At 41.0% G+C, this 20,395-nt stretch carries 20 protein-coding genes, 3 tRNA genes and 1 pseudogene; 20 read left to right on the top strand and 4 right to left on the bottom strand.

Annotated features, from left to right (window positions below):
* Positions 1-9: 9 nt before the first annotated feature.
* A complete protein-coding gene (locus DW103_RS01705) occupies positions 10-696 on the bottom strand; it encodes a response regulator transcription factor (RefSeq protein WP_122273967.1) in 687 nt (228 codons plus the stop codon).
* Positions 697-854: 158 nt separating this feature from the next.
* On the opposite strand from DW103_RS01705, the gene DW103_RS01700 reads away from it, so the two are divergent.
* On the top strand, positions 855-1,961 hold the full coding sequence (locus tag DW103_RS01700) for a cytochrome-c peroxidase (protein ID WP_370453443.1): 1,107 nt from the start codon (positions 855-857) through the stop codon (positions 1,959-1,961).
* 48 nt (positions 1,962-2,009) lie between these two features.
* Positions 2,010-2,822, top strand: coding sequence for an alpha/beta hydrolase family protein (locus tag DW103_RS01695; RefSeq protein WP_122273920.1), 813 nt, complete (start codon positions 2,010-2,012; stop codon positions 2,820-2,822).
* Positions 2,823-2,997: 175 nt separating this feature from the next.
* Here the strand turns inward: DW103_RS01695 and DW103_RS01690 are convergent, their stop codons facing one another.
* Positions 2,998-3,915, bottom strand: a complete 918-nt coding sequence (locus tag DW103_RS01690; protein ID WP_122273919.1) for an AraC family transcriptional regulator — start codon at positions 3,913-3,915, stop codon at positions 2,998-3,000.
* Positions 3,916-3,958: 43 nt separating this feature from the next.
* The gene (locus DW103_RS01685; RefSeq protein ID WP_122273918.1) at positions 3,959-4,858 is read right to left on the bottom strand and encodes an AraC family transcriptional regulator; all 900 of its coding nucleotides are present in this window, start codon (positions 4,856-4,858) and stop codon (positions 3,959-3,961) included.
* Positions 4,859-5,064: 206 nt separating this feature from the next.
* On the opposite strand from DW103_RS01685, the pseudogene DW103_RS01680 reads away from it, so the two are divergent.
* From DW103_RS01680 to DW103_RS01630, 11 genes and pseudogenes are all read left to right on the top strand, one after another.
* Positions 5,065-5,295: pseudogene (locus DW103_RS01680) on the top strand (hypothetical protein); the annotation flags it as partial.
* A 204-nt stretch (positions 5,296-5,499) separates the two neighbouring features.
* Positions 5,500-6,723: a DUF418 domain-containing protein gene (locus DW103_RS01675; RefSeq protein ID WP_122273916.1), complete on the top strand. Its 1,224-nt coding sequence runs from the start codon at positions 5,500-5,502 to the stop codon at positions 6,721-6,723.
* Between the two features lie 35 nt (positions 6,724-6,758).
* Complete coding sequence (locus DW103_RS01670; protein WP_122273915.1) at positions 6,759-7,625, top strand: DUF3737 family protein; 867 nt, start codon at positions 6,759-6,761, stop codon at positions 7,623-7,625.
* Positions 7,622-8,782, top strand: coding sequence for a MalY/PatB family protein (locus DW103_RS01665; protein WP_122273914.1), 1,161 nt, complete (start codon positions 7,622-7,624; stop codon positions 8,780-8,782). Before DW103_RS01670 ends, DW103_RS01665 begins: the two co-directional genes overlap by 4 nt.
* Before the next feature lie 331 nt (positions 8,783-9,113).
* The gene (locus DW103_RS01660; RefSeq protein ID WP_122273913.1) at positions 9,114-10,469 is read left to right on the top strand and encodes a dipeptidase; all 1,356 of its coding nucleotides are present in this window, start codon (positions 9,114-9,116) and stop codon (positions 10,467-10,469) included.
* Between the two features lies 1 nt (position 10,470).
* Entirely contained in the window at positions 10,471-11,778 is a 1,308-nt protein-coding gene (locus DW103_RS01655) for a DEAD/DEAH box helicase (RefSeq protein WP_122273965.1), read from the top strand.
* The gene (locus tag DW103_RS01650) at positions 11,775-13,031 is read left to right on the top strand and encodes an amidohydrolase family protein (protein WP_122273912.1); all 1,257 of its coding nucleotides are present in this window, start codon (positions 11,775-11,777) and stop codon (positions 13,029-13,031) included. Before DW103_RS01655 ends, DW103_RS01650 begins: the two co-directional genes overlap by 4 nt.
* Before the next feature lie 17 nt (positions 13,032-13,048).
* Complete coding sequence (locus tag DW103_RS01645) at positions 13,049-13,870, top strand: purine nucleoside phosphorylase I, inosine and guanosine-specific (protein ID WP_122273964.1); 822 nt, start codon at positions 13,049-13,051, stop codon at positions 13,868-13,870.
* A gap of 94 nt (positions 13,871-13,964) precedes the next feature.
* A tRNA-Gly gene (locus DW103_RS01640) sits at positions 13,965-14,040 on the top strand.
* Positions 14,041-14,084: 44 nt separating this feature from the next.
* Positions 14,085-14,166, top strand: a tRNA-Leu gene (locus DW103_RS01635).
* Between the two features lie 6 nt (positions 14,167-14,172).
* A tRNA-Leu gene (locus DW103_RS01630) sits at positions 14,173-14,256 on the top strand.
* Positions 14,257-14,280: 24 nt separating this feature from the next.
* Here DW103_RS01630 and DW103_RS01625 read toward each other — a convergent pair.
* Positions 14,281-14,883, bottom strand: a complete 603-nt coding sequence (locus DW103_RS01625) for a nitroreductase family protein (RefSeq protein WP_122273963.1) — start codon at positions 14,881-14,883, stop codon at positions 14,281-14,283.
* A 127-nt stretch (positions 14,884-15,010) separates the two neighbouring features.
* On the opposite strand from DW103_RS01625, the gene DW103_RS01620 reads away from it, so the two are divergent.
* From DW103_RS01620 to DW103_RS01590, 7 genes are all read left to right on the top strand, one after another.
* On the top strand, positions 15,011-16,276 hold the full coding sequence (locus DW103_RS01620; protein ID WP_122273911.1) for a glycosyltransferase family 39 protein: 1,266 nt from the start codon (positions 15,011-15,013) through the stop codon (positions 16,274-16,276).
* A 210-nt stretch (positions 16,277-16,486) separates the two neighbouring features.
* On the top strand, positions 16,487-16,726 hold the full coding sequence (gene rpmB / locus DW103_RS01615; RefSeq protein ID WP_122273910.1) for a 50S ribosomal protein L28: 240 nt from the start codon (positions 16,487-16,489) through the stop codon (positions 16,724-16,726).
* Positions 16,727-16,745: 19 nt separating this feature from the next.
* Positions 16,746-16,934 (top strand): 50S ribosomal protein L33, encoded by a 189-nt coding sequence (rpmG, locus tag DW103_RS01610; protein ID WP_005642977.1) that lies wholly within the window; start codon positions 16,746-16,748, stop codon positions 16,932-16,934.
* 14 nt (positions 16,935-16,948) lie between these two features.
* Complete coding sequence (locus DW103_RS01605) at positions 16,949-17,101, top strand: DUF4295 domain-containing protein (RefSeq protein WP_005638125.1); 153 nt, start codon at positions 16,949-16,951, stop codon at positions 17,099-17,101.
* Between the two features lie 200 nt (positions 17,102-17,301).
* Positions 17,302-18,426, top strand: a complete 1,125-nt coding sequence (gene dnaN, locus DW103_RS01600) for a DNA polymerase III subunit beta (RefSeq protein ID WP_122273909.1) — start codon at positions 17,302-17,304, stop codon at positions 18,424-18,426.
* An 11-nt stretch (positions 18,427-18,437) separates the two neighbouring features.
* The gene (locus DW103_RS01595) at positions 18,438-19,208 is read left to right on the top strand and encodes a 3'-5' exonuclease (protein ID WP_122273908.1); all 771 of its coding nucleotides are present in this window, start codon (positions 18,438-18,440) and stop codon (positions 19,206-19,208) included.
* A gap of 5 nt (positions 19,209-19,213) precedes the next feature.
* On the top strand, positions 19,214-20,365 hold the full coding sequence (locus tag DW103_RS01590) for an iron-containing alcohol dehydrogenase (RefSeq protein WP_122273907.1): 1,152 nt from the start codon (positions 19,214-19,216) through the stop codon (positions 20,363-20,365).
* The last annotated feature ends 30 nt before the right edge of the window (positions 20,366-20,395 follow it).

The following is a 20,395-nucleotide window of genomic DNA, read 5'->3' as shown; positions in this document are numbered from 1 at the left end:
ATTTGTCTGTTAGCTTTCAAAACAATAACCGAATCCCAAGCGAGTTACAATATTCTTTCCATATACGCCAATCTTTTTACGTAACCGGGTGATGTTGACATCTATTGTACGGTCCAGCACATAGACCTCGTCTTTCCATATACGCGACAGGATTTCTTCGCGTGAAAATACGTTCCCTTTGTTTTCGAGTAAAAGTTTCAGTATTTCAAATTCTTTTTTAGTAAGAGGAACCTCTTTACCATCGACTGAAGCTTTAATGCGTTTTGTATCCAACGATAATGTCTCATACACCAGCAAATCGTTTTCCGCATTTTTTTCTTTATCGGTAGTTCTTCTTAATACAGCCTTCACGCGTGCAACAACCTGGCGGATAGAAAATGGTTTTGATATATAATCGTCGGCACCCAGATTGAAACCGGTCAGCATGTCATTTTCTGTATCTTTAGCAGTCAGGAAAATAATCGGAATGTTGGCCGTGTCTTCGCTTTTCCGTAATATACTGGCCATTTTGAAACCGGATATTTCACCCATCATCACATCCAACAACAATAATTGATAAGAGGGGATATTCATTTTCAGGGCTTCTTCGGCACTAAATGCAGTATCTACTTCGTAACCTTCTATTTCAAGATTGAATTTAAGTATTTCACATAAATCCTCTTCATCGTCAACTACTAATATCTTAGGTACATCCATAACTTTTTTCCCAAAATTATCCATTACAAATATAATTATTTTCGGCAAAGGACGCCGATTCTTATTTCACTTTCGTGAAATATATATTACAATAGTGTTAAGATTTGCGAATATACCCGATTTATTGTATTTTCGTTTTCTGATTAAAGACGTTGTGTATGAATAGTTGTACGAAAAGAGAGATGATTGTTGGTCTTATTTGTATAGGCCTGTACTGTATGATATCTTGTACTCCGAAGGAAAAGAGAGCAGGAATGAATGATAAAGAGTTGTTAGGCAAGCAAATATTTTTTGATGAAACCTTGTCTGAACCTATGGGTGAATCGTGTGCGATATGCCACACACCGGAAAAAGGATTTGCGGATAAATACTCGCGCATCACCTCGGAAGGAGCTGTAAAAGGACGGTTCAGCAACCGGAATTCCATGACCTGCTCATATGCAGCATACGTTCCGGCATTGTATTATGATGAAGAAGAAGAGACTTTTGTAGGTGGGCTTTTCTGGGACGGACGTGTCAATTCGTTGGAAGAACAGGCAGCACAGCCTTTTGTGAACCCTTTAGAGATGGGAAACGAGAGCAATGAAAGGGTTGTGGAGAAAATCCGGAAAGCTGCTTATTATCCGGAGTTGATAAAAATATACGGTGAAACTACTTCTACCGATTCTATATTTTCTTATGTGCTTGATGCTTTAGCAACTTATGAACGTTCAGTGGAAGTCAATCCTTTTACATCCAAATATGATGCTTGGGAAGATGGCAAATATAAGTTCACTAAACAGGAAAAGGAAGGCTTGAAACTATTTAAAGAAAAAGGACTTTGTGCCGAATGCCATATTTTAGAGAAAGACGAACGGGCAGGACGCGTTTTGTTTACCGACCATACATACGATAATTTAGGTATTCCGTCTAATCCGGAGAATCCATATTTCAATGTACAACCACCTTATAATACATGTGGGCGTGATACTATGGATATGGGATTAGGGGCCTTTTTGCAAGATAGTGCCGAATATGGTAAATTCCGTGTACCGACTTTACGAAATATCGTTTTGACTGCTCCTTACGGGCATAACGGTTATTTCAAGACACTTGAAGAAATAGTCCATTTCTATAATGTCCGGGATGTGGAAGATTATCCGGCTCCCGAATATGCTGAAACAGTCAACAAAGACGAATTAGGTAATTTGAAACTTTCAGAACAAGAAGAAGCTGCCATCGTCGCTTTCCTACATACCTTAACAGACGGGTATCTGCCGGATTAATGTTTTTTTGTTTACATTTGCTGTCAGTTAATTTTAAATGTGAAAAAGATGAAGAGTTTAAGGTTGTTTTTCCTTACTGGTTTTGTTGTTGTTGCTTGTTCTTTGCAAGCGGCAGTTGTCGATACATTGGCAGTCTACAGTAATGCAATGAAGAAAAATGTACAAGTGGTAGTAGTTTCGCCACAAAATACCCAATCGTCAAAAAAGCCTGTCATTTATTTGTTGAATGGTTACAGTGGCGATGCGAAAAGTTGGATTTCCATGAAGCCGGAACTAAAAGAGATAGCGGACCGTGAAGACCTGATGTTCGTTTGTCCGGATGGTAATAACAGCTGGTATTGGGACAGTCCGAAAGATCCGTCTTTCCGCTATGAAACATTCGTTTCCAATGAATTGATACAATATATAGATGCTAAATATCCGACAGTGAAAGACCGTAAAGCGCGTGCTATCACAGGATTAAGTATGGGGGGACATGGCGCTATGTGGTTGGCTTTCCGTCATAAAGATGTATTTGGTGCAGCCGGCAGTACAAGCGGAGGTTTGGATATTCGTCCTTTTCCTAACAACTGGGAAATGAGTAAACTATTGGGAGCTGAAAATGAAAATCAGGAGATTTGGGATAAACATACCGCTATAAACCAGATAGACCGCGTCAAAAACGGCGAATTGGCTTTAATCATAGACTGTGGTTATAGCGACTTCTTTTTTGAAGTGAATAACGATTTCCATGAAAAATTATTGAAATATAAAATAGACCACGATTTCCTGGTACGTCCCGGAGGCCATGATGGCAATTATTGGAGAAATTCCATAGACTATCAAATACTTTTCTTTAAGAATTTCTTTAATAAGAAGTAATCCGAAGCGTATGTGTATGCTTGTGGGCTTTTAATAGTGCCACCCTAGTGGCACTGGAGTGCCATGCCGACGGCACTGCTGTGCCACTAAGATGGCACTGAACTTCCCCGTGTATGTTAACGTTTTTTTATCCCAGTCACATAATCTCCTATCGGGAGTGTGCAAGTTTTACAGGTTACAAACTTACATTTATTTTTTGGTACAACCGGTATTCACACGGGGAGCTTCCTGTTATTCTTTTGAATAGTGAACTAAAGTATTGTGTAGATGAGAAACCCAGTTCCTTTGCAATCATGCCGATTGTCTTGTCTGTTTCCCGCAACCACTTTCGAGCTATTTCTATACGTTTGAACTGCATATACTCATATATGGTCTTGCCTGTTTCATGTTTGAATAAGTTTTCCAGATAGGCAGGAGAGAGTTGGAGCTGATGTGCGCATTGTTTAGTAGTTGGAAGACCTGTAAGGCAGGTTTGATTTGCTATAAAGAAACGATCTGCTATACATCCTGTTTTTTCTATTATCTTTTTATTCGCCTCACAGCGTGTAATGAACTGACGGGTATAGAAACGGGTACAATAATCCAGAAGCAATTCAATCTGTTTTGATATTAATGTTTTGCTATACTCATCTATGGAGTGATGAAGTTCATCACTGATATTTTCAAAAGATTGACAGATAATCCTTTTTTCACGTAATGAAATATGTAATGCTTCTTCTTTCCGGTAATAAAAGAAAGTATACTGTCCGATATTCTGTCCAAGTGGCGTGTTGATAATAAATTCGGGATGGAATGTCAGTAGCCATCCTTTGATATTGAACATTTCATGTTTTTCTCCTATCTCAATCGTTTCGCCCGGCGAAAGGAAAAGAAGAGTCCCGTCCGAGAAATCATAATCTTTGCGTCCATGGAGAAAACAATCACATGTGTGTTCCTCCAACAATACAGCATAAAATCCGAGTTTAAGATGACGTTGTTGTTGCCACCCGGCTTTAGATAAGTCGATAATGCTTACCAGGGGATGAAAGGTTTTCTCCCCCAGAAAGCAATTACATTGGTGGACTGTTTCTAAATTCAAAATATTTTTTCCCATCTTATTATACACTGTCGTGTTTTTTATTATTGGGTTTATTTCTTTATGCTTGTAATTTTCTATATTCGTTTGGAGTATAGCCTACATTTTTCTTAAATAGACGGCTAAAATGTTGGGAATATTGGAACCCAAGATCGTAAGCAATCTGACTGACAGTCTTATTTGTGCCCAGTATCCATTCCTTAGCCAAACCAAGGATTTTGTTCTGGATATATTCCTGTGCCGTTTTTCCCGTCTCTTTTTTTATCAAGTCGCCGAAATAGTTGGGTGACAAACATATCTTATCCGCAAAATATTTGACTGTAGGCAAGCCTTTTTGTCCCGGAAGATCACTTAGCAGGTATTCGTCCAACAATTGTTCAAATTTTACCAATACATCCTTATTTACCTCCGAACGGGTGGTAAACTGTCGTTCGTAAAAGCGCATGCAATAGTCAAGAAGCAATTCGATATTCATACATATCAGGCGTTTGCTGTGTTTGTCGATAGCATGTTCCAGTTCTATCTGGATTTTATCAAGGCAATCCATAACGATTCCTTTCTCCTGTTCTGAAAGGTGAAGAGCTTCAGTGGATTCATACGAAAAAAAGGAATATCGTTTGATGTCCCGTCCCAAAGCTGTTCCGCGAATCAGGTCGGGATGGAATAAAATTCCACGTGCAGTTAATTTCGTATTTTTCTTTCTTTCAGTAGTCACGATTTGTCCGGGGGCAAAACCTACCACGGTTCCTTCCTGATAATCATAATTTTGTCGTCCATACCGGATATCACCACATTTTGTCTCTTTTAAAAAAAGAGCATATATACCATAATTAATACGGTGATGAGGGGTGAACAATGTTGCTTTTGATAAGTCAACGACACTTACCAAAGGATGTAAAGTTTCCAGCCCGAACAATTTGTTATACTGGTCTACAGCATCTAATTTTATAACCTCTTCCATATCGCTTCATTTATTAATTTGTTTCAAAGATAAATAATCTAACAATAGAAACTTCATGGCTTTAGGTGAAAACCGTAATAGAGTTACAAACATCCGTAATTTGTATACACGACCACGTTTGTCTCCAAGGTACTTTTGCTATCGAATAATAATTTAAAAATTAAACGATAGTGAATTGCAGGAATCAGATTTTAATAATCATTGCCATGTCGTTGGTATTTTTCGGCATAGGTAGTATAAATGCGCAGAAAATGAAAACAGAAGTACCTAAAATTAGTGAATTCTCGGTTGGAAATGATGTGGAACATTGGCATGGAGCTGCACCCGACAGCTGGTTTTCGCATATTGCTGTAGAATGTAATCCGCAGAATAATAAGAATACTTGGTTGGAACGGGTTAGTGATGAAGATTATGCCCAAGCTGTGGCGCAGGATGTATGATTATCAAGTTTGGGATAAAAACAAATTTGCAGACTTCAAAGATTCTTATCCACGAATTTCCGAGTATAAGTGGCTGAAATGTTAGGTATTACAGATTATTTTCCTATTTTTACAGATGTATTTAGGCCTGATTTTCGGAAAAATACCTAATCATATCCGGAAAAATAATAAATATGGAATCATAGTACAACAAAGAAAACAATGGATATAAAGAATCTGAGTCCGGTCGGACAGCAAGAACGTTATATTATTCTGGATGCTTTGCGGGGGCTTGCCTTGTTCGGAATTTGCTTGGCAAACTTTCCCGAATTTTCCCTTTATACCTTTTTGAAAAGCGAGGTGGTAAGCAATATGCCTACGGCAGGGATTGACCGGATTATCCGGTATTTGCAGTATATATTTATAGACGGCAAGTTCTATACCCTGTTTTCTCTGTTGTTCGGTATCGGTTTTTCGATTATTCTCTCGAATGCGGTGCGGAAGCAGGCTGACGGTTTTCGCGTTTTTTATCGACGGATGGGTATTTTGCTAGTTATCGGCTTTGTGCATCTGATGTTTCTTTGGAGTGGCGATATCCTGATGCTTTATGCACTGGCCGGATTGTTCCTGCCGTTGTTCCGGAATATGTCTGATAGGGGATTGCTGGTGAGTGCGGCTGTATTGTTGTTGTTGCCGATAGGGATAGATATTTTTATTTCCTTGTCCGGTGTTAGTCCTTCCGCACCGGTTATTCGGATGCAACAATATTATTGCGTGAAGTATGGCATCACTGACGATAATTTCGGCTATTGGTTAAAAATGGGGAATAGTTATACCGAAGTGTTTCAATTTCTGGTACAGGGTGCATTTGTCAGAATGCAGGAATTTATAGACGGCAATCGTTTTTTCAAAGTAATGGGATTATTCTTGCTGGGGTTTTATATTGGCAGAAACCGCTTGTTTGCCGGGCTCAATGAACATAGGTCCTTGCTGAAACGAGTATTTTTGTATGGCTGTTTTGTCGGTTTGCCTTTCTCTCTGCTATATGCTTGGAGTGCAATGAACGTTCACCCTTGGGGATTGGCAGGGCATTCCGTTTTCTATACGTTCAGTGTGTTTCCGATGGGGCTGGCCTATATGAGTGGCATTTGCCTGCTGTATCTTCGTATGGGTGAAAACTGTTTTTTCCGGGCGTTGGCAGCTCCGGGACGGATGGCGCTGACAAATTATATCGGACAGTCTGTCTGGGGGATAGTCATTTTTTATGGTATTGGTTTTGGATTAGGGGCTAATACAGGGCTTGTTTATGTTCTGTTGATTGCGACCGTCGTATATTTTGTTGAAATGCTCTTCAGCTATTTTTGGCTGTCTTATTTCCGGTTTGGTCCGTTGGAATGGATTTGGCGCATGCTGACTTATGGAAAACGGCTTAAACTTTTAAAATGAAAATGAAATAAATATTAAAATAAAGTAATTGAATTATGGAACAGATTAAAAACAGGGAATACGGAGGCGAACGTCCTTTGTTTGCGACACGTGACTTACTACTGGAAGATGTAACCATTCATGCGGGTGAGTCCGCGTTGAAGGAATGTAGTAACATTATTGCCGTAAACTGTCGTTTTGAAGGCAAGTATCCTTTCTGGCATACCGATGGTTTTATCATAAAAAACTGTTTCTTTACGGAGGGAGCGCGTGCTGCTTTGTGGTATTCTAAGGATTTACTGATGACGGATACAGTGGTGGAAGCTCCGAAAATGTTTCGCGAAATGGATGGGATTAAATTGGAAAACGTACAGTTACCTAACGCTTTGGAAACTTTCTGGAATTGCCGTAATGTGGAACTGAAAAATGTACGGATAGAAAAAGCGGACTATGTCTTTATGAATGGAGAAAATATCCGCATTGAAAACTATCGTCAGGATGGCAATTATTCATTTCAGTACTGTAAAAATGTGGAAATCCGCAATGCGATTATCAATTCGAAAGATGCTTTCTGGAATACTGAAAATGTAACGGTATATGACTCGGAACTGAATGGTGAATACCTGGGGTGGCATTCCCATAACCTGCGCTTAGTGAATTGTAAGATTTCGGGTACGCAATCCCTTTGTTATGCCCACGACTTGGTGATGGAAAATTGTACAATGGCCGACGATGCTGACTTATGTTTCGAATACAGTAGCGTGCAGGCTACTATTAATAGTCCCGTGCATAGTGTGAAAAATCCGCGCACGGGAAGTATTACAGCCGAAAGCTACGGCAAGATTATCCTCGATGAGCATATCAAAGAACCGGGTAATTGTGAATTGAAGTTGTGGGATAACCAAACTTGTTTCAACCAATGAAATACAATTTTGATGAAATAATACCCCGTCGCGGAACCAATTCTTATAAATGGGATTCTGCAAAAGAGGAGGAGGTTCTGCCCATGTGGGTAGCCGATATGGATTTCCGTACGGCTCCTCCTGTGATTGAGGCGTTGCGTAAACGGGTGGAACACGGTATTTTCGGTTATACGAGAGTGCCGCCTGCTTATTATGAGGCTGTGGTAGACTGGTTTTCTCACCGGCATAGCTGGCAGATAGAACCGGACTGGATTCTCTATACTTCAGGGGTCGTTCCGGCCCTGTCGGCTGTAATCAAAGCGTTGACTGTTCCGGGCGATTGCATATTGGTGCAGACGCCCGTATATAATTGTTTTTTCTCTTCCATCCGTAATAATGGCTGCGAAATTGTCTCGAATCCACTCCTTTACGGGAATGATACGTATCAGATTGATTTTGATGATTTGGAAAGGAAGGTCGCCGACCCAAAGGTCAAACTATTATTGTTGTGTAATCCGCATAATCCGGCAGGGAGGGTATGGACACGACCGGAGCTGGTCCGTATCGGAGAGATTTGCTTACAAAACAATGTAAGGGTGATAGCAGACGAAATCCATTGCGAGCTGGTTTATCCGGGACATACTTATATCCCTTTTGCTTCAATATCGGACGAATTCCTGGCAAATTCGGTAACCTGTATATCTCCGAGTAAGGCATTCAATTTGGCGGGACTGCAGATTGCCAATATCGTATCTGTAGATGAGGAGGTACGTAAGAAAATAGACAGAGCCATAAATATCAATGAAGTATGTGATGTGAATCCGTTTGGTGTCGAGGCTTTAATGGCAGCTTACAAGGAGGGAGAGGAATGGTTGGAAGAGTTGAAACATTATCTTTTGCATAATTATAACTATTTGCGGATTTATTTTCAGGAACATCTTCCTCACCTGACTGTAACCCTGCTGGAAGGTACTTATTTAGTCTGGGTGGATTGCAGGGCTTTGCAACAATCTTCCGAAGAGATTGCCGGCAGGCTACTGGAAAAGGAAAAGTTGTGGGTAAATGAAGGAAGCCTGTATGGTGAGGCGGGCGAGGGGTTTATCCGCATCAATATAGCCTGTCCACGTGAATTGTTGAAAGAAGGTTTGGACAGGTTGAGACGGGCTTTGAAGAGATAATATCGAATTTCTCTGTTCAATATTTCCTTTTTCGGGAAAGGAAACATGCTTTCTCCGATTTTCTCCCGTGCGATTTTGGTTTATATGAATGATGAAATAGATTTATACAATTGTTGAAATGTAAGTAGACATATGTGCTTTTTACTTTCCATATATGTTGAAAGTAAAAATGCTTAGTACGAAAATAGAAGAAGATAGGTTGGTTTTGGAAATATCAAAGGTGATATTTTTGAGGAGTATTGATTTCTTTTTATTTGGCTTCCTCCTTTTTAATTTGTATACTTGTATCCTGAAACAAAGAATACAGGTATAGAAATTAAAAAGAAATAGTATGTCCGTAAAAATGTATATCGAGTCCAATAAGGACCGTTTCATAGAAGAACTGTTTTCGCTCATTCGTATCCCGTCGGTGAGCGCCAAACAGGAGAATAAGCAGGATATGGCAGCTTGTGCCGCACGTTGGGTAGAGCTGCTTTTAGCTTCAGGTGCTGATAAAGCGGAGGTTATGCCGACAGCCGGCAATCCGGTTGTTTATGGGGAAAAGATACTTTCACCTGAAGCAAAGACGGTGCTTGTTTATGCCCATTATGATGTAATGCCGGCCGAACCGCTCGAGCTTTGGAAAAGTAAGCCTTTCGAACCGGAAATACGGGAGGGGCGTATCTGGGCACGTGGTGCCGATGATGATAAGGGACAGGCCATGATGCAGGTGAAGGGTTTCGAAACGGCTCTTAAGCAGGAGTTGCTGGGCTGTAATGTGAAATTTATTTTTGAAGGTGAAGAGGAAATTGGTTCTACGAATCTGGAAGCTTTTTGTCTTGCTCATAAGGATTTGTTGAAGGCGGATGTAATAGTCGTATCCGATACCAGTATGGTGAGTGCCGAAACACCCTCGCTGACTACCGGACTTCGGGGGCTTGCTTACTGGGAGTTGGAAGTGACGGGACCAAACCGCGATTTGCATTCGGGCCATTTTGGCGGGGCTGTAGCGAATCCTGTAAATATCCTTTGTAAATTAATGGCTGACATTACGGATGACGACGGGCGTATTACCATTCCTGGCTTTTATGAGGATGTCGAGGTCGTTTCGAAAGCAGAACGTGAAATGATTGCCAGGATTCCTTTCGACGAGGAGAAATACAAAGCAGCTATCGGGGTTGATGAATTATTCGGTGAAAAGGGGTATTCCACACTGGAACGCAACAGTTGCCGTCCATCGTTTGATATATGCGGTATCTGGGGCGGTTATACAGGAGAAGGGAGTAAAACGGTCTTGCCTTCCAAAGCTTATGCAAAAGTTTCCTGTCGATTGGTTCCGCATCAGAATCACGCTAAAATATCAAAATTGTTCGAGGATTATATAACATCAGTGGCGCCTGCTTCTGTAAAGGTGAAGGTTACGCCCAGCCACGGTGGCGAAGGTTATGTTTGCCCGATAGATATGCCGGCTTATCGGGCGGCGGAAGAGGCTGTGGAAGTGGCTTTCGGAAAGAAACCGCTTGCTGTGCGCAGGGGAGGAAGTATCCCCATTATTTCCACATTCGAGCAAGTATTGGGGATTAAGACGGTATTAATGGGATTTGGACTTGAACAAAATGCAATCCATTCGCCAAATGAAAGCTGTATGCTCGATTTCTTTTATAAAGGAATAGAATCGGTTGCTGAATTTTATAGACGATACAAATAATATGAATAATGAAATAATAGCCCGTGCGCTTGCTAATACGGGTATTGAGAAGTTGAATGAGATGCAGCAAGCTGTGCTGGATGCCGGAACAACGAAGGATATGTTGTTATTGAGTCCGACCGGTTCCGGGAAAACGCTTGCATTTCTTTTGCCGCTGTTGACAACACTTACGCCCGGAGAGGAACGAATACAAGCTTTGATTATCGCTCCTTCCCGCGAGTTAGCCTTGCAGATAGAGACGGTGTTCCGTTCGCTGGGAGCCGGCTATAAAGTGTATTGTTGTTATGGCGGACATCCTATACGTATGGAAAAGAAGAGTCTGGAGTATCCGCCAGCTGTTCTGATAGGAACACCCGGCCGTATTGTCGACCATCTGGATAGAGGGACAATCGATTTGGATACTGTTCGTACATTGATTTTAGATGAGTTCGACAAATCCCTTGAATTAGGTTTTCTGAAAGAAATGAAGGAGATACTTTCTCATCTTCCGGGGGTACGGCGTCGTGTGTTGACTTCCGCTACTGCCGCAGTCGATATTCCCGATTTCATCGGTATGGCGGCTCCTGTACGATTGTCGTTTCTGAAAGATGTAAAAGAAGCGAAAGGTTTGACATTGCGTATTGTAAAGTCGCCGGTGAAAGATAAATTGGAAACGTTATATAAATTGTTGGGCGAACTGAATGGTGAGTCTGCTTTGATTTTTTGCAATTTCCGTGAAACGGTGGAACGGGTAAGTAGTTATCTGACAGAGATGGGAGTGGACAATGAATATTTTCATGGAGGAATGGAGCAGCCTGAACGTGAACGGGCTTTATCCCATTTTCGAAATGGGAGTGCCACTGTTTTTATTTCGACCGATTTAGCCTCTCGTGGGCTTGATATTCCGGAAGTGCAGCATGTCATTCATTATCATTTGCCGGTGAATGAGGAGGCGTATGTTCATCGAAACGGACGTACAGCCCGTATGAATGCAGAGGGAAATGCTTTCTTGATATTGAATGAGGTGGAAACCGTACCTGAGTATATTACCCGCGAACCGAAGGAATTTTTCTTACCGGAGGTGGCCCGGAAGCCGCTTCGTCCGGAATGGGTGACGCTCACCATCAACCGGGGAAAGCGCGATAAGTTGAGCAAGAAAGATGTGGTTGGCTTTTTGTTTCAGAAAGGTGGTTTGGAGAAAGATGAACTGGGTATTGTCGAAGTAAAAGAAAGTTGCTCGTTTGCCGCTGTAAAACGGAATAAGCTATCCGCTTTGCTGGAACGTATCCGGGATGAGAAGATTAAAAATATGAAAGCGAAATTTATATGAGTCTGTTAATAAAAGATGTTTTATTGAATGACGTCGTAACCGACGTTTATATCGAGAACAAGCGGATAAAACAAATAGCTCCCCACTTATCCGTACAGGCGGAACAAGTGATAGACGGGCGCCGTAAGGCGATTATTCCGGGATTTGTGAATGCGCACACCCATGCAGCCATGACGCTTTTCCGTGGTTTTGGCGACGACATGCCGTTGATGCCCTGGCTGGAAGAGAAGATATGGCCGAATGAAGCTAAATTAACCCGGGAGGATATTTACTGGGGAACGAAACTTGCATGCCTGGAAATGATAAAAAGCGGAACGACGACTTTCTTTGATATGTATCACAAGTTTCATGCCACAGCCGATGCTGTGGAGGAAATGGGCTTGCGTGGTTTGTTGTCCGGTGTTTGTTTCGACCATTTTCAACCGGAACTGGCTGAGAAATGCAAACGGTATAATGAGCAATTGGTGATGGAAATGGATGGTTATAGCAAACGGATACAATATGCTGTCGGACCGCATGCTATTTATACGGTTTCCGGTGAGTTGCTGCAATGGATACATGCTTTTTCCAATGAGCATTCGGTTCCTGTCCATCTTCATTTGGCGGAGACGGAAGGGGAAGTGCAGAATTCGATTAAGCAGTTCGGTTTAAGCCCTGTCCGTTATCTTTACAAATTGGGCGTTTTATCTCCTCGGTTGGTTATAGCTCATGGTATTTATGTGGATGATGACGAAATACGCATGTTGGCGGATTATAACGTGAAAGTGGTTCATAATCCGGCTTCTAACATGAAGTTGGCTTCCGGTTTTCAGTTTAAGTTTTGTGAGATGAGAAATGCGGGGATTACAGTTGCTTTGGGGACGGACGGTTGTTCATCGTCCAACAACCTGGACATGGTAGAAGCAATGAAACTAGCTTCGTTGTTAGGAAAAGTCTGGCGTAAGAATCCGGAAGCCATTCCGGCGGATGAAATATTCCGGGCGGCAACGGAAGCGGGAGCCTCAGCTATCGGGTTGAAAGCCGGACGGATTGCCGAAGGATACTTGGCTGATATTTGTTTGATTGACTTGAATATTCCGGCTTTTACTCCGAATCATAATTTTATTTCAAACTTGGTCTATGCGGCTAATGGAAGTTGCGTGGATACGGTTATTTGTGACGGCAAGGTACTGATGCAAAACAAAAAAGTGCCGGGAGAAGAGGAAATTATGGAAAGGACGGCGGAAATTGCATATAATTTGATTAATCGTTAATTAGTAAGAAGATGAATATGGATGAAATAAACAAACAATACCGGGAAGCTGCCGCTTATTTGACAAGCCGTATCAAGGGTAATCCGGAAACCGCTATTATTTTAGGTAGTGGTTTAGGGGCGTTGGCTGATCAGATTGAAGATGCGGTGGTGATTCCTTATCGGGAAATTCCGCATTTTGTACATTCGACGGCTGCCGGGCATAAGGGGAATTTTATTTGTGGACGTTTGGGCAATAAACAAGTATTGGCCATGCAAGGACGTTTCCACTATTATGAAGGATATACGATGCAGCAGGTAACATTTCCGGTTCGTGTGATGAAATTACTGGGTATCCGGAATTTATTGGTCTCAAACGCGGCCGGAGGCATTAATAATACATTTAAGGTTGGTGATTTGATGATTATCCGCGACCATATTAACATGATGCCAAATCCGTTGATTGGGCCGAATAATGAAATGTTCGGGACTCGTTTTCCGGATATGACTCGCGCTTACGACCGTTCGTTTATCCGTACTGTTGAAGAGATTGCCGGTTCTCTGAATATCCCGTTGAAAAAAGGGGTATATGTCGGACTGACCGGACCTTCTTTCGAAACACCTTCCGAATATGCTTTTTACGGAAAAGTAGGAGGGGATGCGATAGGGATGAGTACGGTTCCGGAGGTTATAGTTGCTCGTCATGCCGGTTTGCGGGTGTTTGGCATGTCTGTCATAACGAACGAAGGTTATCATTTTGCGGATGATTTTGTAAACGATGGGGCTGATGTTATCGTTGCTGCGAATAAAGCTGCTGTGGTAATGAGTACTTTATTCAAGGAATTGATAGCTGTGATTTGAATTTTATACGGGAGTAAGGGTAAAAAATAGGGCAAAAAAAGTGCATTCAGGTTTTGGAGAATTGAAAAATAGCTCTATCTTTGCACCCGTTATCGCGGAAGTAGCTCAGTTGGTAGAGCATAACCTTGCCAAGGTTAGGGTCGCGGGTTCGAGTCCCGTCTTCCGCTCCAACAGAAATGCGGTATGAGGCCGCTTTTTTAATGTAATGAAAATTGCCCAGGTGGCGGAATTGGTAGACGCGCACGGTTCAGGTGCGTGTGTCGAGAGGCATGCAGGTTCGAGTCCTGTTCTGGGCACTTTTTGCGTAGGTGGTGAAATTGGTATACACGCTACTTTGAGGGGGTAGTGCCGGTTCCGGCGTGTGAGTTCGAGTCTCATCCTACGCACATATAACAAGGGGTGCTTGTGTTTTATTTAAACACAAGCACTCTTTCGTTTAAAGGCTTGATTTCTTTTGGGCCCGGTTGTTCGGTCGGCGCTCCGAAAGGCATTTGCGCTACTAGTTCCCATTTCGGATCGATGTGCCATTCTACACAAACTGTTTCATCGATTAATGGGTTGTAATGTTGCAAAGAGGCTCCCAATCCCGCATCTTCCAGCATAGTCCAAATAGCCAACTGATGCATGGCTGAAGTTTGTTGTGCCCAGATAGGAAACTTGTCATAATAGGTTGGGAAAGAGTTCTGCAATTGTTCAACAACAGCATTATCTTCGAAAAACAGAATGGTACCGTAACCGGCGGCAAGGCTCTTGTCTATTTTCGCTTCTGTGCCTTTGAATACTTCGGCTGAAACGATTCTTTTCAATGTTTCTTTGGTTATATCCCAGAGTCTTTTATGGTTCTGTCCCAGTAAAAGTACGACCCTGGTTGACTGAGAGTTGAATGCGGAAGGTACGTTTTCTACAGCGAAGTCGATAATTTCTTTAATCTCGTTATCGGATATCGGGGAGCTATTACTGATATGGTAATAAGTCCTGCGGTGCTTCAATGCTTCTTTAAAATTTCGTGTCATGTTGTGAAGTTTTATTTTATTGTTTTTAATTATCTTATTTATAAAACCATCTTGCATGTCCTTTTGTTTATAAGGTTTTTAATTATATTTTTGCAGAACTCAAATAAATATCAATCAGCGTTCTTTTATGAATAAATTTCTGTCGAAGTTGCCTGTGATTGCAGGAGTTGTGTTCTGTTTGTGGGTTGGCATCCAGTTGGTTTTGTTGCTTCTTTATTGGGATATGCCGAATCATGATGATGCCCTTGCTTATCAGGAGCTTGCGCAGGAATGTGTCGATAGGGGAACATGGTATCCGGATGTTCAGAATGCACACGATACTTTTATTTTTGGCCCGGGATATGTTAATCTGCTGGTTTTGTTTCATCACTTATTCGGTACTTTTTATGTAGTTCGTTTACTGAATTTTATACTGAATATACTAATGTTGGTTGAGGTTTTTGTGCTGGCCCACAGGTTGTTTGATAAAAATACCGCATATCTGGCGGCCATCTTGTATATGCTGACCTTCTCCAATTTGTATCTTCCTATCGCCATGCTGACAGATTTGCCGTTTACTTTTCTTTTGTTAACAGCCTTATTGCTTTGCATGGAGAAGAAAATCCTTCCGGTTCTGGTAGCCGGAATATTAATTGCCGTGGCTAATTGGTTCAGACCGTTGGCTTTCGTTTTCTTATTTGTCCTATTGCTGTATTTTTTAATTAATAAAAGAGTCTGGAAATATTATGCGGCATTGGTGTTGCCACTTCTGCTGACTGTTTTCCTGATTGGACAATCTGCAAAGGCAAGAACCGGATATTTTGTTTACCAAGCTGTTTCCGGCGGATATAATCTGGCAATGAGTTCGTTTGACGGGGCCAACGGTTTAGTCAATTTCAGCGGTTTTGGTGATAGCACTACTTATATTTATCTGAAACGTCCCGTTGCATTTGATTATATGGAGTGCGATTGTTATCTGAAAGAAGGAGCTATCCGGTGGATAAGGGAAAATCCGGGAAAATATCTGTCTCAAATTCCTGTTAAATTAGCCGCTTTATATTGTGAAGATACTTGGACGGAACGTGTTAAACCAGATATGGGATTTCGGGTAGTCCTTGAAAAGGCAAGAAATGATAAAATGGCTCTTGTAGAAGTAGGAGCTGTACTTTTTTTGAAAAGTCTTGTTTATTATGGCTTATTGTTACTCTTCGTTTATTATCTGTGGACGAATCGCCGGACACTCATTCGTCGTGAACATGTGTTTTTGTTGATTCCTCTTTTTGGTACGGCTGTTACTCTTCTCTTTGTGATTACATCCCGTTATCATTACCCTTATATGTTTTTGATAACTGTTTATGCGGCTGCCGGATTTATCTGTTTTCTGAATAAGAATATTAAAGGCAAAATGCGATGAAATCGTGTTTTGCGGAAATTTAAAATTTAATTTCTACATTTATTTCAGAGTTTTTGTGGTTTAATTGAAAATAATTTATACCTTTGCGCCTCGTAAAGAGAGAAACTCTATTAGAATCTTCGTTTTTGTTCTTGATGCTAGTTCAGAAAAAGGAAGACACATAGCAGGAGTTGACTAATTTTCTAAATTAACAAAAAAAGAAAGATAGCAATGTCTAAGATTTGTCAAATTACCGGAAAGAAAGCAATGGTTGGCAACAACGTTTCTCACTCTAAAAGAAGAACGAAGCGTAAGTTTAATGTTAACCTGTTTACTAAGAAGTTCTACTGGGTAGAGCAGGATTGTTGGGTTAGCCTGAATATTTCAGCAGCAGGCTTACGTACTATCAATAAGTTAGGCTTGGATGCAGCAATTAAAAAAGCCGCTGAAAAAGGTTATTTAAACGCTTAATTTGAGGAGGAAATAAGAAATGGCAAAGAAAGCAAAAGGTAACAGAGTTCAGGTTATTCTGGAATGTACCGAGCATAAAGAAAGTGGTATGCCGGGTACTTCAAGATATATCACTACAAAGAACAGAAAGAATACAACTCAGAGATTGGAATTAATGAAATATAATCCTATCCTGAAGAAGATGACTTTACACAAAGAAATTAAGTAATAGGAGATTAAACAATGGCAAAGAAAGCGGTTGCAACATTTAAGAAAGGTGACGGTCGTACCTATTCTAAAGTAATCAAGATGGTTAAGTCCCCGAAGACTGGTGCTTACATCTTCCAGGAAGAAATGATTCCGAATGAAGCTGTAAAAGATTATTTCGCTAAATAAGATAGTGTATATAATAAAATAGATAAGAGGTTCTTCTCAAGTTGGAGGAGGACCTCTTTTTTTGTGTAGGATTTTGCGTGGCTGAATAAAATAATTTCTTAATTTTGTTCGGGCGTTGAACCGGCTGAAAACGTTTGTCGGAAAAATGCTGTTTAAATCCGTGAATAATAAATAGAAAACAATATAAATAATTAAGAACCATGAGATTTGATGTATCCAGTACTGCGCTGTTGTCGCGTTTGCAGTCTATTAGCAAAGTTATCGCTTCTAAGAACTCATTACCTATTTTGGACAGTTTCCTGTTCAATCTGGAAGGAAACAAACTAACCATAACAGCTTCGGATGCTGAGACGCGTTTGGTTACTTCCGTTGAAGTGATGAATGCGCAAGGTACAGGTTTGTTCGCTGTTTCTGCAAAAATTCTGCTCGATCCGTTGAAAGAATTACCCGAACAGCCGTTGACTTTCGATATCAATGATGAAAACCTGGAAATTTTTATTCATTTCCAAAATGGTAAATATAATTTTATTGGACAGAAAGGAGATACTTATCCGCAGCAGAAGCCATTGAACGATAATGCGATATCGATTGTAATGGATGCACAAATGTTATTGAATGGAATTAGCCGTTCGTTGTTTGCTACAGCCGACGATGAGTTACGCCCGGTGATGAATGGTGTTTATTTTGATATCCATACTGACGATTTGACGTTTGTCGCTTCCGACGGGCATAAATTGGTTCGACTACGTAATCTTGCAGTAAAATCACCGGAAAGAGCTTCTTTTATCTTACCTAAAAAGCCGGCTAATTTATTGAAAGGCTTGCTGGCAAAAGAAACGGAGAATGTCAGTGTTAGATTTGACGAAAACAATGCTTATCTAAATTGCTCTAATTTTGAGATGATTTGCCGTCTGATTGAAGGACGTTATCCGAATTACAACAGTGTCATTCCTCAGGAAAATCCTTATAAAGTGACAATTGATCGTGTATCGTTTCTGAATGCCCTTAAACGTGTTTCCGTATTTTCCAATCCGGCAAGTAGTCTGGTTAAATTGCAGTTGAAAGACAGTGAAATGCTTGTTTCTGCCCAGGATATAGACTTTTCTACATCTGCAGAAGAAAAGATTATGTGTAATTTTGATGGAAGCGAGCTTAGCATTGGTTTTAAAGCGACTTACCTGATTGAAATATTGAGTAATATAAATTCGGAAGAGGTCATATTGGAATTGGCGGACCCCTCCCGTGCCGGTCTTATTATACCTTCTGAAAATGAGGAGAATGAGGACTTGCTGATGTTGCTGATGCCGATGATGTTGAATGATTAATATATAAAAAAATGCAGTTAGACCTGAAGAACCCGTTAGTCTTTTTTGACCTGGAGACTACTGGTATTAATATAGTGAAAGATCGTATTGTTGAAATTTCCTTTGTGAAGGTTCATCCTAATGGAAAAGAGGAGTCCAAAACAAGACGTATCAATCCGGAAATGCCAATTCCGGCGGAAGCAACGGCCATTCACGGTATTACGGACGAGGACGTAAAAGATTGTCCTACTTTTAAAGAAATAGCCAAATCGCTTGCTGCCCAAATTGAAGGATGCGATTTAGCCGGATATAATTCGAACCGCTTTGACATTCCTTTGTTGGCAGAGGAATTTCTCCGCGCAGGCGTGGATATAGATTTGAATAAACGCAAATTTGTAGATGTTCAGACTATTTTCCATAAGATGGAACAACGTACGCTTTCGGCCGCATATAAATTTTATTGCGATAAAAGTCTGGAAAATGCGCATACGGCAGAAGCCGATACAATGGCTACTTATGAGGTGTTGAAGGCACAATTAGATAGATATCCGGAACTGAAAAATGATATTAATTTCCTATCCCAATACTCCAGCTTCAGTAATAATGTGGATTTTGCCGGTCGTATGATTTATAATGATAAAGGGGAAGAGGTGATTAATTTTGGTAAATATAAAGGTCAATTGGTTTCGGAAGTGTTGAAAAATGATCCCGGTTACTATTCATGGATTATGAATGGAGATTTCCCGTTGAACACAAAGAAAATGTTGACCGAAATCAAATTGAGAGGTTTTAATTCAAAATAAGCAAGATGAATAATTTTGAGTTTAGCAACCCGGTAAAGGTTGTTTTCGGTAAAGGTTCTATTGCCCGTTTGTCGGCTTTGATTCCGAATGGAAGTAAGGTGTTAATGGTTTATGGTGGCGGTAGTATAAAGAAAAACGGCATTTACAATCAGGTAATGGCGGCATTGAAAGACTTCGATGTGACTGAATTTTCTGGTATAGAGGCTAATCCTCATTATGAAACATGCATGAAAGCAGTGGAGGTCGTGAAGGAGAAGAATATAGATTTCCTTTTGGCTGTCGGAGGAGGTTCTGTAATTGATGCTACAAAATTTATATCTGTGGCTGTCGATTTTGAAGGTGAGCCTTGGGATATTTTGTCGAAAGGCGGCATCATTCGGAAAGCGTTGCCTTTAGGTGTTGTTTTGACTTTGGCTGCTACAGGTTCGGAAATGAATGAACGCTCTGTTATTTCACGTGTTTCCACGCGTGAAAAGCTGAACTTTGCCAATCCTTTGATATTTCCGAAGTTTGCAATTCTCGATCCGGAAGTAACTTATTCGTTGCCGGCCCGGCAGGTTGCGAATGGAGTGGTGGACTCTTTTATTCATGTTATCGAACAATATTTGACTTATCCGGTAAATGCTAAAGTACAAGATGCATTCTCCGAGGGGTTGTTGAAAGTGATTCATGAAGAAGGTTTGAAAGTTCTGGATAATCCCTATGATTATGATATTCGTGCCAATTTGATGTGGGCAGCTACCAATGCTTTGAACGTCTGGATAGGACAAGGAGTCCCGCAGGATTGGTCGTCACATCGGATGGGATATTCGCTGACAGCTTTATTCGGTTTGGATCATGCTCAGACTTTGGCTATACTTTTACCGGGTGTGATGACATATATGTTTAAAGAAAAACAAGCCAAGCTGGCACGTATGGGTGAAGTTGTTTTTGGCATCACCGAAGGTACGGAAGAAGAGCGTGCCCGTCAGACGATTATAGCTTGTGAAGATTTCTTCCGTCGGATGGGATTGAAAACCCGGCTTGGGGAATGTGGTATTACAGAGAAAGATTTGGATGCATTGGCCGCTCCGGTCGATAAGCAAAGTTGGAAACTGGGTGAACACCATAACATAGACAGTCGCGTGACGCGCGAAATCATGATGCTCCGTTTGTAATGTTTTTAGAATAAATATAGCCCTGTTTTT

Source organism: Parabacteroides sp. AM08-6 (genome assembly GCF_003473295.1).
Lineage (GTDB): Bacteria > Bacteroidota > Bacteroidia > Bacteroidales > Tannerellaceae > Parabacteroides.
Note: the sequence above shows the minus strand (reverse complement) of the source record. Positions and strands in the feature narration are given on the sequence as shown.